The organism is Aeromonas sp. NJAU223, from assembly GCF_051125555.1.
In the GTDB taxonomy this organism is placed as follows: Bacteria; Pseudomonadota; Gammaproteobacteria; order Enterobacterales; family Aeromonadaceae; genus Aeromonas; species Aeromonas veronii_G.
The window spans coordinates 1149300-1164145 of record NZ_CP144204.1; the positions used below are offsets into that span (position 1 = coordinate 1149300).

Annotated in this window: 12 protein-coding genes; 10 read left to right on the top strand and 2 right to left on the bottom strand. The window is 64.0% G+C overall.

Features of this window, described 5'->3' with window-relative positions; genetic code table 11:
* Window position 1: 1 nt before the first annotated feature.
* From VZC39_RS05420 to VZC39_RS05430, 3 genes are read left to right on the top strand one after another with little or no spacing between them, the layout of a single operon-like run.
* The gene (locus tag VZC39_RS05420; protein WP_434666382.1) at window positions 2-1552 is read left to right on the top strand and encodes an NAD-dependent malic enzyme; all 1551 of its coding nucleotides are present in this window, start codon (window positions 2-4) and stop codon (window positions 1550-1552) included.
* 17 nt (window positions 1553-1569) lie between these two features.
* A complete protein-coding gene (locus VZC39_RS05425) occupies window positions 1570-3135 on the top strand; it encodes an ATP-binding protein (protein ID WP_434666384.1) in 1566 nt (521 codons plus the stop codon).
* A gap of 3 nt (window positions 3136-3138) precedes the next feature.
* Window positions 3139-3831, top strand: coding sequence for a response regulator (locus VZC39_RS05430; protein ID WP_349921417.1), 693 nt, complete (start codon window positions 3139-3141; stop codon window positions 3829-3831).
* Window positions 3832-4064: 233 nt separating this feature from the next.
* Here VZC39_RS05430 and VZC39_RS05435 read toward each other — a convergent pair whose 3' ends face one another.
* On the bottom strand, window positions 4065-4964 hold the full coding sequence (locus VZC39_RS05435; RefSeq protein WP_434666386.1) for a DMT family transporter: 900 nt from the start codon (window positions 4962-4964) through the stop codon (window positions 4065-4067).
* 162 nt (window positions 4965-5126) lie between these two features.
* On the opposite strand from VZC39_RS05435, the gene VZC39_RS05440 reads away from it, so the two are divergent.
* Window positions 5127-5915, top strand: coding sequence for an AraC family transcriptional regulator (locus tag VZC39_RS05440; RefSeq protein WP_434666389.1), 789 nt, complete (start codon window positions 5127-5129; stop codon window positions 5913-5915).
* A 70-nt stretch (window positions 5916-5985) separates the two neighbouring features.
* Here VZC39_RS05440 and exaC read toward each other — a convergent pair whose 3' ends face one another.
* Complete coding sequence (exaC, locus tag VZC39_RS05445; RefSeq protein ID WP_434666391.1) at window positions 5986-7503, bottom strand: acetaldehyde dehydrogenase ExaC; 1518 nt, start codon at window positions 7501-7503, stop codon at window positions 5986-5988.
* Between the two features lie 236 nt (window positions 7504-7739).
* Here exaC and VZC39_RS05450 point away from each other — a divergent pair, with 236 nt between their 5' ends.
* From VZC39_RS05450 to VZC39_RS05475, 6 genes are all read left to right on the top strand, one after another.
* Complete coding sequence (locus VZC39_RS05450; RefSeq protein WP_434666394.1) at window positions 7740-9377, top strand: sigma-54-dependent Fis family transcriptional regulator; 1638 nt, start codon at window positions 7740-7742, stop codon at window positions 9375-9377.
* A gap of 236 nt (window positions 9378-9613) precedes the next feature.
* Complete coding sequence (locus tag VZC39_RS05455; protein WP_434666397.1) at window positions 9614-10894, top strand: GGDEF domain-containing protein; 1281 nt, start codon at window positions 9614-9616, stop codon at window positions 10892-10894.
* Between the two features lie 69 nt (window positions 10895-10963).
* Window positions 10964-11374: a VOC family protein gene (locus VZC39_RS05460; RefSeq protein ID WP_349921422.1), complete on the top strand. Its 411-nt coding sequence runs from the start codon at window positions 10964-10966 to the stop codon at window positions 11372-11374.
* Between the two features lie 102 nt (window positions 11375-11476).
* On the top strand, window positions 11477-12166 hold the full coding sequence (gene phoB / locus VZC39_RS05465; protein WP_041206225.1) for a phosphate regulon transcriptional regulator PhoB: 690 nt from the start codon (window positions 11477-11479) through the stop codon (window positions 12164-12166).
* A gap of 104 nt (window positions 12167-12270) precedes the next feature.
* The gene (phoR, locus tag VZC39_RS05470; RefSeq protein ID WP_349921423.1) at window positions 12271-13566 is read left to right on the top strand and encodes a phosphate regulon sensor histidine kinase PhoR; all 1296 of its coding nucleotides are present in this window, start codon (window positions 12271-12273) and stop codon (window positions 13564-13566) included.
* Window positions 13567-13853: 287 nt separating this feature from the next.
* Window positions 13854-14828: a PstS family phosphate ABC transporter substrate-binding protein gene (locus VZC39_RS05475; protein ID WP_349921424.1), complete on the top strand. Its 975-nt coding sequence runs from the start codon at window positions 13854-13856 to the stop codon at window positions 14826-14828.
* Window positions 14829-14846 lie beyond the last annotated feature (18 nt).

Genomic DNA, 14846 nt, shown 5'->3' on the forward strand with positions numbered 1-14846 from the left:
CATGAACGACATCATGATGGGCACCAGCCTGCCCTATGCGGAGCGCAAGCGTCAGGGACTGATGGGGCGCATGCCCCACAAGGAGGAGTCTCTCTCCCAGCAGCGGCGCCGCATCTATCGTCTGGTCAGTGCCATGCAGAGCCCGTTCGATCAACACCTGCTGCTGCGCCAGTTGCAGGAGGACAACCCCGTGCTGTTTTACGATCTGGTACGCCACCACCTGCCGGAGCTCTTGCCCATCATCTACACCCCGGTGGTGGGGGAAGCCTGCCAGCGTCACAGCGATCTCTATCTGCGCAGCCACGGTCTCTATCTCTCCTGGCATGACAGGCACGATCTGGACGACATCTTCGCCGCGGTGGAGCAGGAGGTGGATGTCATCGTCATCTCCGACGGGGAGCGGGTGCTGGGGCTCGGGGATCTGGGCATCGGCGGCATGGGGATCTGCATCGGCAAGCTGGCGCTCTACAGCGCCGCCGGTGGCATCAACCCGGCGCGCACCCTGCCCCTGTGCGTGGATGTGGGGACCAACAACCCCGAGCTCTTGGAGGATGACTCCTACCTCGGCTGGCAGGCCCCCCGGATAGACGGGGAGCACTATTACCTCTTCATGGACAAGGTGGTGGCGGCAATACGCCAGCGCTGGCCGCAAGTGGTGCTGCAGTTCGAGGACTTCGCCGGCAAACATGCGGCCAACCTGCTGGCCCGCTACCGGGACGAGCTCTGCATGTTCAACGACGACATCCAGGGGACGGCGGCGGTGGCCTCCGCCTGTGTGCTGGCGGGGCTGCAGCAGTCGGGCAGCCAGCTTGCCGACACCCCGGTGCTGATCGTGGGGGCGGGCTCGGCGGGATGCGGCATCGCCGCCATGCTGGCCCAGCTGGCGGGCAGCTCGGAGCGGGTCTGGTTGTTCGATCAGTTCGGCCTGGTGTGCCGGGATCGCCCCAACCTGACCCCCACCCAGCAACCCTTCGCCCGCTCACCGGCCGAGGCGTGTGGATCCCTGCCTGAACTGATTCGCCAGTTCAGACCCGGGGTGCTCATTGGGGTGAGCGGTCAGGGGGGGCTGTTCGATGACGAGGTGCTGAGCGCCATGGGGGAGGTGTGCGAGCAGCCGGTGATCCTACCGCTCTCCAACCCGACCCGCAGCGCCGAGGCGACCCCGACCGAGGTGTGGCAGGCCACGGGGGGACGGGCGCTGCTCGCCACCGGTAGCCCCTTCTCGCCGGTCATGGTGGCGGGTGAGGCGCGGATCGTGTCCCAGTGCAACAACGTCTATGTGTTCCCCGGTATCGGCCTCGGCGCCTGCGCGGTCAAGGCGCGGCGGATCAGCGACGGCATGCTGCAGGCGGCGGTGCGGGCGGTGGGCGCCTATCCCCTGACGCCCGGTCGCCTGTTGCCCCCCATCGAGCAGGTGGGGGAGGTGGCCCGGGCCGTGGCCAGGGCGGTGGCACTCTGCGCCCGTGAGGAAGGGCTGGCAGATTTCACCGGCGATCCCGCTCCCATGATTGACCAGACCTGGTGGCGCCCGCACTATTGGTCCGCCTCCTGAGCTTGCAAGGTAACCAGATGAAACTGCGCCACCAATTCGTCGCCCTCTCCCTCGGCCTGTCGTTGCTGCTGATCCTGATCCTGGGAGGGCTGCTCGCCCTCTTCATCCGCCACCTGCTGGAGAACACCCTGCAGGAGAAGGGAGGGGATCTGGCCCGGGTGCTGGCGGCAGACAGCCGGGTGGTGCAAGCCCTGCAACTGGGGCGGGATCCGGGTCTTCGGGACTATGTGGAAGGGGTGCGGCTGCGCACCGATGCCGCCTACATGGTGGTGACCGACGAGCATGCCAAGCGCCTGAGTCACCCCTCACCCGAGCTCATCGGCCAGATTTTTCGCGGGGAGGACATCTGGCCGGCCATCCAGGATCTGCGCAGCTACTGCTCCAAGGATGTCGGCACCCTGGGTCCGGCCATCCGCTGCTTCTCCCCCGTCATCGGCGGGGATGGCCGCGCCATCGGTGCCGTGGCGGTGGGTTACCTGATGCAGACGGTGGAGGGCATCTACCTTGAGCGCATCGCCCTGCTCCTCAGCGCCATCGGCGCCGTGCTGGGCTGTGGTCTGCTGTTGGCGTTCTGGCTGCAACACCTGTTGCGGCGCACCCTGCTGGATCTGGAGCCGGAGACCATAGTCAACCGCTTTGCCCAGCAGGATCTGGTGCTGGAGGGGATCTCCGAGGGGATAGTGGCCCTGGATGGCCAGTTCAGGATCAAGATGCTCAACAGCGCCGCCTTCTATCAGTTGCGGCTGCCGGGCACCGGTCGTCATGCCCTGCTGGGGCAATCCCTGGCCGAGCTGGCGCCAGCCCTGCTGCCGACCCTCAACCAACAGGGGAGTGTGCAGTTTACCGTGCAGGGAGAGGATTTCGTCGGTCACTGGCAGGAGCTGAGCGGCCGCGAGCCCGGACGCATGCTCATCTTCAGTCGGCCGGACGGCACCGGCAGCCTGGGAGTGCAGGTGACCCATCTGCGCCAGTATGCGGAGATGCTGCGCATCCAGACCCACGAGTTTGCCAACAAGCTCAGCAGCCTGTCGGGTCTGCTGCAGCTCGGCCACGTGGAGCAGGCGGTGGAGCTCATCCAGCAGGAGAACGAGGCGTGCCAGAACATGCTGCAGGATCTGCTGCGAACGGTGGAGAACAAGCCGGTGGCCGGCCTCATCCTCGGCAAGTTCAGCCGGGCGCGGGAGCTCGGGGTCGAGCTGGTGCTGGACTCCGGCTCGGCCCTCGGGGAGTACCCGGCGGAGGTGTCGGCGGATCTCATCACCTGCATCGGCAACCTGCTGGACAACGGCATCCGCGCCGCCTGGGCCAACCGCCAGCAGCGGGAGGCCAGGGTGTTCCTCTCCCTCGATGACTTCGGCCGGCGGCTGGTGATCGAGGTGGAGGACAGCGGCGAGGGGGTGGATGAGGCGCTGGCGGATCACCTGTTCGACTACGGGGTGAGCCGCCAGACCGGCGATCATGGCGTGGGTCTCTTTCTGGTCAAGAAGACAGTGGCTCGTCGTGGGGGTGTGATAGAATGGCGGCGCACCGCCGAACAGACCACATTGTTTGGTATCTATTTGAATAAAAACCAATTGGTGTGAGTCATGAAGCCAATCTTCACGCTTATTATCGAGGACGACGAGCGGATCGGCGCCATCCTTGGCGAGCTGGTCGGATCGACCGCGGGTTACTCCTTGCTGGGACGGGCCGAGAGCCTGGCCCAGGCCGACCTCATGATGCGGGCCACCGAGCCCCAGTTGCTGATCGTCGACATCTCCCTGCCCGATGGCTCCGGGCTGGAGTGGGTCAACCGCTTGCGCAACCACAATCGGGAGGTGTTCGTGGTCATGGTCACCGCTTCCTGCGATGTGGAGACCATACAGCAGGCCCTGAACCTGGGTGTGCAGGACTACATCATCAAGCCGCTGCGGCTGTTTCGCATCCAGCAGAGTCTTGACGAAATCCTCACCCTGCATCGGCGCCTGTGCGAGCGCGGCCTGCTGGAACAGAGCGATCTGGACCGGCTGATGGGCAAGGGGCGGATCCAGCCGCGGGAGGTGCGCGACACCCCCAAGGGCATCGATGCCATCACCTTGCGTCAGGTGCTGGAATTGCTGGCGGGGGAGCCGGACACCTCTTTCTCCACCGATGCGGTGGCCCTGCGCCTCTCCCTCAGCCGTACCACGGCGCGCCGTTATCTGGAGTTTCTGGAGTCAGAGGACAAGCTGGACGTGGATCTTAACTACGGTCAGCGCGGCCGGCCGGAGCGCCGTTATCACTGGCGCCGCGCCGGTTAGGCGTACGGGGAACGCGCCGGGGTCGGGAGACCGGCTGGATGTGGATCTCAACGCTTGCAGCCAGCGTGGCCGACCGGAGCATCGTTATCACTGGCGCCGGGTGAGCCAGGAGGCGGGCGGGTTTGCCACCCTCAGCATGAGAAACAACAAGGGAGCCTCGGCTCCCTTGTTGTTTCTGATTTTTGGCAGCATCTTGCACTCCCTCACTTCAGTCTGGTGGCATTCGCCACTGCCTAGGCTTCTTCCAGCAGGGGAGTGCGTCTGCGAGGCTTGATCTGGGAGCACATAACCCCGCCGAGAATGAGGCCGCCGCCGAGCAGGTGGTAGCCGTGAATGGGTTCCCCCAGGCTGGTGACGGCGATCATGGCGGTGAACAGCGGGATCAGGTTCATGAACACCGAGGTGCGCTCGGCCCCGAGGCAGGCGAGCCCCCGCATCCAGCAGTAGGCCGCGAGCAGGGAGGAGGCGATGCCGGCGAACAGCACCATGCTCCAGCCTTCCCGTGGCACCACCAGGGAATCGGCGGACAGGGCGACCGGGATGAGCAGCAGCACCGCCAGCAGGATTTGCACATAGAGGTTGAGCCAGGGGCCGAATGGCAACTGCCAGCGGCGGATCAGGAGGCCATAGAGGGCATAGCTGGCGGCCCCCAGCAGCATCATGCCATCCCCCGGGTTGATGCCGTTGTGCAGCAGCGTCAGGGGCCGGCCCTGGCTCAGCAGCCAGAACACCCCGAACAGGGAGACGCTCATGCCCGCGATCGCCTGCTTGCCGGGCCTCTGGCCGAAGAAACAGGCACTGATCAGCAGGGTCAGCAGTGGCAGCAATGAGCCGATGACCCCCATGTTGGTGGCCGAGGTGCTGTGGGCGGCGTAGTAGGCCAGGCACTGATAGAGCACCATGCCGAGCAGGGAGAGCACCAGCAGCTTGCCGAGCCAGGGCCTGAATTCGGCCCGGCGACGCCAGAGCTGGGGCAGGCAGAAGGGCGACAGGGCCAGGGCGGCGAGCACCCAGCGATAGAAGGAGATGGCGGCGGGATCGACCACGCCGGCCGCGGCCTTGGAGACCACGGTATTGGTGGCCCAGATCAGCACCGCCATCAGCGGGAAGAGGAGGGGGGAGAAGAGTCGCATGGAAGGCTCCTTGGTATCAGGGGCCCAGTCTACCCTTGTCTTTATATTATCAAGTAACGTAAAACTGACATTCTATCCCGCAGAAAGGACAACCCGCCGTACCCGCCGATGTGGGGAGGTCATACGCGGGACGGCCGCCTTATCCAGCCAGGACGATGAATCATGGTGCACCACTACCACAGCCGGGATCTCGAGCTGCCCGAGCCCAACCCCCTCTATCTGCGCTACCAGCAGATCCAGGCCGACAGCGCCTGTGCCCCCCACAGCCACCCCTGGGGCCAGCTCAGCATGATCAGCCTCGGGGTGATGGAGATCGTGCTGGACGAGCAGCGACTGGTGGCCCCGGCGGACTACCTCATCTGGGTGCCTGCCAATCTGGAGCACGCCTCCTACAACCAGCAGGCGCTGGCCTACACCTCCATCTATGTCAATCAGCCCCTGGCCGCCCGCCTGCCCACTGAGCCCAGACTGCTGGAGATGACGCCGCTCATCCGGGCCCTGCTGGCGGATTTCTGCGAGCGAAAACTGGGCCACATGGAGAACGACTGGGACAGGCGCCAGGCCGAGCTGCTCATCGAGAAACTGGCCCACACCCGTTGCCAGGAGAGCTTCCTGCCCATGAGTCAGGACAAGCTGCTGGCCCCCATGCTGGCTGCCCTGCGCAGCGATCCCGCAGACGGGCGCACCCTGGCCCAGTGGGCGGAGCAGTTGCACAGCACCGAGCGCACCCTGGCCAGGCGCTGCGTGCGGGAGCTCGGCATGAACTTCGGCCAGTGGCGGGGGCGGCTGCGGCTGTTGAAGGCCCTGGCCTGGCTCAAGGGGGAGCTCCCCATCCAGGAGATCGGCTGGCGCCTCGGCTATGGCTCCACCTCCGCCTTCATCGCCATGTTCAACCGGGAATTGGGCTGCTCCCCCCAGCGTTACCGCCAGCAGCTGGGCATTGAGCGGTAAGGCATGAAGCGGGCAGCAGGGGGATCAAAAAGGGCGCCAGCGGCGCCCTTGTCGTGTCAGACAGGTTTCATCAGAAGAAGCCCAGCGGATTGATGTCGTGGCTCACCAGCAGGTTCTTGGTGTTCTGGTAGTGATCCAGCATCATCTTGTGGGTCTCGCGGCCGATGCCTGACTTCTTGTAGCCACCGAAGGCGGCGTGAGCCGGGTAGGCGTGGTAGCAGTTGATCCAGACCCGACCGGCCTGGATGCCTCGGCCCATGCGCCAGGCCAGGTTGCCGTCCCGGGTCCAGAGCCCGGCACCCAGCCCGTACTGGGTGTCGTTGGCGATGGCCAGGGCCTCGGCCTCATCCTTGAAGGTGGTGACCCCGAGGGCCGGCCCGAAGATCTCCTCCTGGAATACCCGCATCTTGTTCTGACCCTGGAAGATGGTGGGCTGGATGTAGAAGCCCCCCTCCAGCCCGCTCACCCGGGCGGCGTTGCCACCGATCAGCATTTTCGCCCCCTCGCCACGGCCGATCTCCATGTAACTCAGGATCTTGTCGTACTGCTCCCGGGAGACCTGGGCCCCCACCTGGGTCGCGGTGTCGAGGGGATTGCCCTGCACTATGGTGCGGGCGCGGGCCAGCACGCGGTCCATGAAGTCGTCGTAGATGCTCGCCTGCACCAGGGCGCGGGAGGGACAGGTGCACACCTCCCCCTGGTTGAAGAAGGTCATCAGCATGCCCTCCACCGCCTTGTCGATGTACTGGCTCTCGTGCTGCATCACATCGGCGAAGTAGATGTTAGGAGACTTGCCACCGAGCTCCACGGTGGAGGGGATCAGCTTCTCGGCGGCGCAGCGCAGGATATGGGCGCCAATTTCGGTTGAACCGGTGAAGGCGAGCTTCTGGATCCGGTCGCTGGTGGCCAGCGCCTGCCCCGCTTCGGGCCCGAAGCCGTTGACCACGTTGACCACGCCGGGGGGCAAGATGTCCTGGATGAGATCCATCAGCAGCATGATGGTGACCGGGGTCTGCTCGGCGGGTTTGAGTACGCTGCAGCAGCCCGCCGCCAGCACGGGAGCCAGCTTCCAGGCCGCCATCAGCAGGGGGAAGTTCCAGGGGATGATCTGGCCGACCACGCCGATGGGCTCCTTGAAGTGGTAGCTGACGGTGTTCTGATCCAGCTCGGCGGCGGAGCCCTCCTGGGCGCGGATGCAACCGGCGAAGTAGCGGAAATGATCCACCACCAGGGGCAGGTCGGCGGCCAGGGTCTCGCGCACCGCCTTGCCGTTCTCCCAGGTCTCGGCGACGGCGAGGCGTTCGATGTTCTGCTCGATGCGATCGGCGATGCGCAGCAGCAGGTTGCTGCGCTCGGTGACGCTGGTCTTGCTCCAGCTGGCAAAGGCCTTGTGGGCCGCATCCAGCGCCAGCTCGACGTCGGCGGCATCGGAGCGGGCCACCTCGCAGAACACCCGGCCATCGACGGGGGAGACATTCTCGAAGTAGCGCCCGGCGCGGGGGGCTACCCAGTCGCCACCGATGAAGTTGTCGTAACGGGACTTGAAGCTGACCAGGGCGCCTGCCTGGCCGGGGGCTGTGTAGATCATCGTGTTTTCCTTGATGTGTGTGGTCCTGACCGGCCCGTTCAGGAGCCGGTTGCCTGCCGACTGTCGCAAGGGACGTGCCAGTGGGTCTGACCAGCGGTGCAAAAGTTACAAAAACGTTACCAATCAGGGCGTGGCGGCGTATCTTGATTAACCGGAGATCCCGAACTTGCCGGGGTGGCTGTGCCGTTTCTGGACAGTTGACCCCGCCACCGTACCGTTTGTGAACAGGAGGCCAGATGCGCGAATCCCCCATGTCCAGCCCCATCCAACGCTCCTGGCAGCGCTGTCTGCACCAGGGGCTCAGCCGTCAGCAGAGTGCCGAGCTGGATCTCCTGCCCCAGGGGGAGTTGTCGGCCCGGCTGGAGGCGAGCCGGGAGCTGATCACCTGCTTCCAGCGCTTCGTGCTGCCCCTGTTTGCCCAGTTGCTGGCGGGGCGTCCCTGCCGCTTGCTGTTGTGCGACGCCGAGGGGGCCATACTGGCCGCCAGCGGGGATGAGGGGTTCGCCCGTCAGGCCGAGCGCATCTTCCTGCGCAGTGGCGCCCGCTGGGGGGAGGCGAGCAAGGGGACCAACGCCATCGGCACGGCGCTGGCCGAGCAGAGCGAGGTGCAGGTGCTGGGGGCCCAGCACTTCTTCGCCCAGCACAGCGGCCTCAGTTGCAGCGCCTGCCCCCTGCTCGGGCCGGACGGTACCCTGCTCGGGGTGCTGGACGTCTCCAGCGATGCGGCCCACCACGATGGCGACATGCTGGGCACGGTGCGGCTCTTGGCCATGACCCTCGAGAACGCCTTGCTGGCTCGCAAGGGGGGCTGGCTGGTGGATCTCGATCCCCAGAGTCTCTGGTCCGCCCGCCTGCTGCTGGGGGAGTCGGGGGAGTTGCTCGGTGCCAACCGGGCGGGGCGACTCTGGCTGGGCCAGCACCCCTTCGATGGCGCGCAACTGCTGCGGGAGGGACGCGGCCTGCGGCTCGAGGCCCCGGCCATGCCCAGGACGGTCGTGATCCCGCCCGCCGGGGGCGTGCCCCTCAAGATGCTGGAACGTGGCATCCCCCTGCTCGTGGAGGGGGAGACCGGCAGCGGCAAGGAGCACCTGGTGCGCGCGCTGCATGACCAGTCGAGTCGGCGAGATAGGCCTCTGGTGTGCGTCAACTGTGGCGCCCTGCCGGCGGATCTGGTGGAGGCCGAGTTGTTCGGGTATGTGGGGGGCGCCTTCAGCGGGGCGCGCAATCAGGGCAGCCAGGGGTATGTGCGGGCCGCCCACGGCGGCATCCTGATGCTGGACGAAATCGGGGAACTGCCCCTGCCGGCCCAGACCCGGCTGCTGCGGGTATTGCAGGAGCGCAGTGTGACGCCGGTTGGCAGCCACAGGCCCGAGCCGGTGGACTTCTGGCTGGTCTGCGCCAGCCACCGGGATCTGGCGGCCATGGTACAGATGGGGGACTTTCGGGAGGATCTCTATTACCGCATCAGCGGCTGGCGCCAAGAGGTGACGCCGCTGCGCGCACGCCCGCACGTTGAGCGCAGCGCCCTGATGAGTCAGCTGCTCGGTGAGATGGATGCCTCACTACGCCTGGATGATGCCGCGTTGCAGCAACTGCTCGCCCACCCGCTGCCCGGCAACGTGCGACAGCTCAAGCAGGTGTTGGAGGTGGCTTGCGTGCTGGCGGAGGGGCAGGGGGTGATCACCCCGGCTCATCTGCATCTGCCTGCAACCGATCCGGGGATGGGGGGCGCACCGGAGACGACGCTGCGCAGCCAGAGCCGGCGGCAGGCGCAGCAGATGCTGGCACTGTGCGGGGGCAATCTGAGCGCGGCGGCGCGGCGCCTCGGGGTCAGCCGTACTACCCTCTATCGGCTGCTGAAAGAGGAGGGCTGAGGGTGTTGTCACGCACGACCTGGCTTGTGTAGACTGGTGGGGTAAATTGATGTTTTCCCTTATTTTTCCATGACATGGAGTGTGCGTGGTGAATATGCCCCCAGACTGATGGCGTGCAAGAGCACTCTCTCCTGTGCCTGTTTCGGGCGCGTGTAATAACACTCTGGAAGGGGTTGGATCAATGTGTGATCCCTTGACCGAGTGTACTGTCGTGGTTCCAGCTAGGTGTGATGACGATGATCCCCTCCTACTTCCGCGTGACCAATCTGTTGTTCTGGTTCCTGTTGGCCCTCAGCGTGCTGGCGATCCTGTTGTTTGAATTTGGCCCCGAGCGGCGGTTGGATATCCTTGCCAACACCGAGTTCTCAGCCAAGGGGCAGGACGACCGCGCTCATGGCGGTCAATCCATCACTACTCTGACTCCTGATCACAGGCTCCCGACCATAGACTGCAAGTTGCGGCCGGGATATGAGTACCCCTTCTGTGAGCTGATCCTGACCCTGACCCAACCGGAGGCGGGGATCGACCTCTCCCTCTTCAGCGGGATGCGGGTCAAGCTGGCGGCCAGTGGGGAGCATCCCCAGGTCTGGCGCTTCTACCTTCGCAACTACGACCCCAGCTATTCGATTCCGGGAGACGACACTTCCCACAAGTTCAATGAGGTGATGTTCCGTCCCAACGACTATGGGGTCGTGCAGGATGTGCCGCTCGATGTGTTTGCTCCCAGCTCCTGGTGGGTGCAGCAGTATAATATCCCGCTGGCCCAGCAGGGGCCGGATCTGCAGCATGTCTATGCCATCGAGCTGGCCTCGGGGGATCGCATGTTGCCGGGAGACTATCGACTGAGCCTGGAACAGATGGAGTTCTATGGCCGTTGGGGCAAACCGGGGAACTTCTATCGCTATCTGCTGATGAGCTGGCTGGCCTACGGCATCTTGCTGTTTCTGATGCAGTACCTGCTGGTGGGGGACAAGCTGCGCAAGGCGAAGGCGGCGCGACTGGCGGCCGAGGCCCTCAGCCAGAGCCTCAGCGAGCAGAATCGGCGCACCGAAGAGGAGGCCCGCTACGATCCCCTGACCGGTGCCCTCAATCGCCTCGGCGGCGAGAAGCTGCTCGGGGAGCTTGGCGAGATGCCGCTCTCCTTCATCTATATCGACATCGACCATTTCAAGCACGTCAATGACGCTCACGGCCACCCCATGGGGGACGAGGTCCTCAAGCACATGGTGAGCGAGGTGCTGCGTCACTGTGACAACCTGTGCCGGTTGGTGCGCTGGGGCGGGGAGGAGTTCGTGCTGGTCTGCCTGCACTATGAACAAGCCCGTGCCGTGGCGCTGGCCGAGCGGATCCGGCAGGCCATCGAGGCCTATGGCGACTGGCCGCTCGGACTCAAGGTTACGGCCTCTTTCGGGGTGGCGGAGCGACGCGGCGATCCCCTGGAGAGGACCCTGAAGCGGGCCGACGAGGCGCTCTATCAGGCCAAGAAACGGGGGCGCAACCGGGTCGAAGTGGAATAGCGGGTGGAAAAACCGTTATGCTCCGCGGCCCGGGCCCTCGTGCCCACCCTTATCTGACGAGGAGTCTTCATGCCGCACTCTCTGGGGGCCTTGACCCTGCTGGTGGCCGATTACGACGAGGCGATCGCCTTCTTCACCCAGGGGCTGGATTTTGCCCTGCTGGAAGACAGCCGACTGGATGAGCCGGGCAAACCGGGCAAGCGTTGGGTGCGGGTCGCCCCCAAGGGGGCCCCCGGTTCGGCCCTGCTACTGGCTCGCGCCGCCACTCCCGAGCAAGAGGCCGCCATCGGTCGCCAGGGAGGAGGCCGGGTGTTCCTGTTCCTCGAGACCCATGACTTCTGGGCAGATTACCGCCGCATGCAGGAATATGGTGTCCAGTTTTGTGAAGAGCCGCGTCTCGAATCCTATGGCACCGTGGTGGTGTTCGAGGACATCAGCGGCAATCGCTGGGATCTGCTGCAACGGGCTGCTGCCACCTGAATCTGAAAACGTTTATTATCCCGCCTGTCATAAAGTCATAAAAGTGTCACAGAAAGTTCTAATAATTGGCGCACCCATCTTCACAGAGGAGAGAGAAGGGATATGGCTAAGCGAATTCTGGTGGTCGAGGACGAGGCACCCATCCGCGAAATGCTCTGCTTCGTGCTCGAGCAGAAAGGATATGAGACCGTTGAGGCGGAAGATTATGCCGATGGACTGGCGAAGGTGCGCGAACCCTACCCCGAACTCATCGTGCTGGACTGGATGATGCCAGGTGGCAGTGGCATCCAGTTCATCAAGCAGCTCAAGCAGGATGAGGTGACCCGCCAGATCCCGGTGGTGATGCTGACTGCCCGTGGCGAGGAAGAGGACAAGGTGCGGGGACTGGAGGCGGGGGCCGACGACTACATCACCAAGCCCTTCTCCCCCAAGGAGCTGACCGCCCGCCTGCATGCGGTGATGCGCCGGGTCTCCCCGACCTCGGTGGACGAGGTGATCGAGGTGCAGGGGCTCAAACTGGATCCGGTTTCCCATCGGGTCAGTGCCGAGGAGAAGGCGCTGGACATGGGCCCGACCGAGTTCAAGTTGCTGCACTTCTTCATGACGCACCCGGAGCGGGTCTACAGCCGCGAGCAGTTGCTCAACAACGTCTGGGGAACCAATGTCTATGTGGAAGACAGAACCGTGGACGTGCACATCCGCCGTCTGCGCAAGGCCATCGAAGAGACGGGACACGACAGACTGATCCAGACGGTGCGTGGGGCCGGATACCGCTTCTCCACCCGTCTCTAGGGACCCGATGTGGCAATCTCATTCGCTGTCATGGAAGGGATGAGGTTGCAACACTGCGCCAGCTGGCGCGGACCCTTGCTCTTTGCCGTCTCTAGGAGATCTTAATGTTGCAACCTTACGCCTGGCGGCGTCAGTTGTGGCGAATGGCGTTCTTCTACGCCCCCTTCGTCTTGGTAGGTTGGTTAATCGATCATCTTGCGCTCTGCCTGCTGGTGGCGACCCTGTTGCATCTGGGCTGGCACTATCGCTTCCAGAAGCGGCTGTCGGACTGGCTGTGGCACGATCGCAGCCTGGTGCCCCCCCATGGCAGCGGCAGCTGGGAATACATCTTCAACGGCATCTACAAACTCCAGCAGCGCCACCGTGCCCGTCGCCGGGAGCTGGCGGGGCTCATTCGTCGTTTCCGGGAAGGGGCCGAGGCGTTGCCCGACGCGGCCGTGGTGTTTCGCACCGACGGCAGCATTCTCTGGTGCAACCGGCTGGCGGAGCAGTTGCTCGGCTTTCGCTGGCCGGAGGATGCGGGACAGCATATCGGCAACCTGATCCGCAATCCCGCCTTCGTCGCGTATCTGGGCAAGGGGCAGTATGACGAGCCCTTCGAGATGCACTCCCCCATCAACGAGGAGAAGTTTCTCGAATTCCGGATCATGCCCTACGCCGAGGATCAGGCCATGCTGGTGGTGCGGGACGTGACCCGGCTGCGCAGCCTGGAGAAGACCCGCAAGCACTTCGTTTCCAACGTCTCCCACGAGCTGCGCACCCCGCTCACCGTGCTCAAGGGATATCTGGAGATGACCGAGGAGCCACCGCCCCCCGCCATGTGGGCCAAGGCTCACAAGGTCATGATGGAGCAGACGATCCGCATGGATAACCTGGTCAATCAGCTGCTCACCCTGTCGCGCATCGAGGCGGCGCCGACCGTGGATCTCTCTCATTTGGTGGACATGCCCGCCATGCTGGGCCTGCTGGAGCAGGAGGCGAGGGCGCTCTCGGGGGAGGCTGGGCACCGACTGGTGTTCAACGTGCAGCCGGATCTGTTCGTGCGAGGGGACAGGGATCAACTGCGCAGTGCCGTCTCCAACCTGGTTTACAACGCCATTCACTATACCCCGGCGGGTCGGCAGATCACCGTGGAGTGGCGCAAGCAGGGGGCCATGGCGCTGTTCGTGGTAGCGGACGAGGGGGAGGGGATAGCCCCCGAGCACCTGACCCGGCTCACCGAGCGGTTCTACCGGGTCGACAAGGCCCGCTCCCGTCATACCGGCGGCTCTGGGCTCGGCCTTGCCATCGTCAAGCATGCCTTGAGTCATCACGATGCCCAGCTCGAGATAGAGAGCCGGATTGGCAAGGGCAGCCGCTTCAGCTTCCTCATCCCTGCCCGCATGGTGGTGATAAAATAAGCTTGTTTTGCAATGAGTTAGCATCAATGAAAGGGCCGTGTTCACGGCCCTTTCTCATGGGATAAAATCCCTGCCATGTCATCAAAGTGTCACATTAAATCCATAAATTTGTCATTGCCAGCCCAGATACTGGCGCCGTCTTAAAGAACGGACCTTCTGCAACGTTGAAGAGGAGGGGACGGTTTGAAACTCAACAATCCGGCTGATGCAATCGGGTTGATCACGGCAAGACAGTGTTTATCGGCGCCATGTATTGGCAAAGCCTTGTGTAACTTTGGAGAGATTGGATGAAACTCAACAAACTGGCTGGTGTAATCGGATTTACCGCAGCAACCCTGTTTTCTGTCAGCGCATTGGCTGCCGGTGTGGATAAAGATCTGCCGGATTACACTCCGACCAGCGGCATCTCGGGCAACCTGTCCTCTGTCGGCTCTGACACCCTGGCCAACATGATGACCCTGTGGGCCGAAGAATTTAAGCGCATGTACCCGAACGTCAACGTGCAGATCCAGGCCGCCGGTTCCTCTACCGCGCCCACTGCCCTGACCGAAGGTGTTGCCCAGTTTGGCCCCATGAGCCGTGCCATGAAGGCCGGTGAAGAAGAGGCCTTCGAGAAGCGTTACGGTTACAAGCCCACCGCCATCCGCGTCGCCGTCGATGCCCTGGCCGTGTTCGTCAACAAGGACAACCCCATCAAGGGGCTGACCATGCCGCAGATCGACGCCATCTTCTCCAGCACCCTCAAGTGCGGCGAAGCCAAGGCCGCCACCAAGTGGGCAGACCTGGGTCTGGATGGCAGCTGGTCTTCCAAGGACTTGCAACTGTTCGGTCGCAACTCCGTCTCCGGTACCTACGGCTACTTCAAGGAGCACGCCCTGTGTAACGGCGACTTCAAGAGCGGCGTGAACGAGCAACCGGGTTCTGCCTCCGTGGTGCAGTCCGTCTCCTCCTCCCTGAACGGCATCGGCTACTCCGGTATCGGCTACGTCACCTCCGGTGTACGCGCCGTCCCGCTCTCCAAGGATGGCAAGACCTTCATCGAAGCCACCTCGGACAACGCCATCACCGGCAAATACCCGCTGTCGCGCTTCCTGTACGTCTACGTGAACAAGCACCCGAACAAACCCCTCGCCCCGATGGAGCAGGAGTTCGTGAAGATGATGCTGTCCAAGGCGGGTCAGACCATAGTGGCGAAAGACGGCTATGTGCCGGTACCGTCCAAGGTGGTGCAGGCCGACCTGAAGAAGCTGGGTATCATGTAATCCATACCCGCTGCGACC

What these genes read in the sequence shown, in the direction of transcription:
- VZC39_RS05420 (WP_434666382.1), top strand. Translation starts at nt 2, where the DNA reads ATGAACGACATCATGATGGGCACCAGCCTGCCCTATGCGGAGCGCAAG.
- VZC39_RS05425 (WP_434666384.1), top strand. Translation starts at nt 1,570, where the DNA reads ATGAAACTGCGCCACCAATTCGTCGCCCTCTCCCTCGGCCTGTCGTTG.
- VZC39_RS05430 (WP_349921417.1), top strand. Translation starts at nt 3,139, where the DNA reads ATGAAGCCAATCTTCACGCTTATTATCGAGGACGACGAGCGGATCGGC.
- VZC39_RS05435 (WP_434666386.1), bottom strand. Translation starts at nt 4,964, where the DNA reads ATGCGACTCTTCTCCCCCCTCCTCTTCCCGCTGATGGCGGTGCTGATC.
- VZC39_RS05440 (WP_434666389.1), top strand. Translation starts at nt 5,127, where the DNA reads ATGGTGCACCACTACCACAGCCGGGATCTCGAGCTGCCCGAGCCCAAC.
- exaC (WP_434666391.1), bottom strand. Translation starts at nt 7,503, where the DNA reads ATGATCTACACAGCCCCCGGCCAGGCAGGCGCCCTGGTCAGCTTCAAG.
- VZC39_RS05450 (WP_434666394.1), top strand. Translation starts at nt 7,740, where the DNA reads ATGCGCGAATCCCCCATGTCCAGCCCCATCCAACGCTCCTGGCAGCGC.
- VZC39_RS05455 (WP_434666397.1), top strand. Translation starts at nt 9,614, where the DNA reads ATGATCCCCTCCTACTTCCGCGTGACCAATCTGTTGTTCTGGTTCCTG.
- VZC39_RS05460 (WP_349921422.1), top strand. Translation starts at nt 10,964, where the DNA reads ATGCCGCACTCTCTGGGGGCCTTGACCCTGCTGGTGGCCGATTACGAC.
- phoB (WP_041206225.1), top strand. Translation starts at nt 11,477, where the DNA reads ATGGCTAAGCGAATTCTGGTGGTCGAGGACGAGGCACCCATCCGCGAA.
- phoR (WP_349921423.1), top strand. Translation starts at nt 12,271, where the DNA reads ATGTTGCAACCTTACGCCTGGCGGCGTCAGTTGTGGCGAATGGCGTTC.
- VZC39_RS05475 (WP_349921424.1), top strand. Translation starts at nt 13,854, where the DNA reads ATGAAACTCAACAAACTGGCTGGTGTAATCGGATTTACCGCAGCAACC.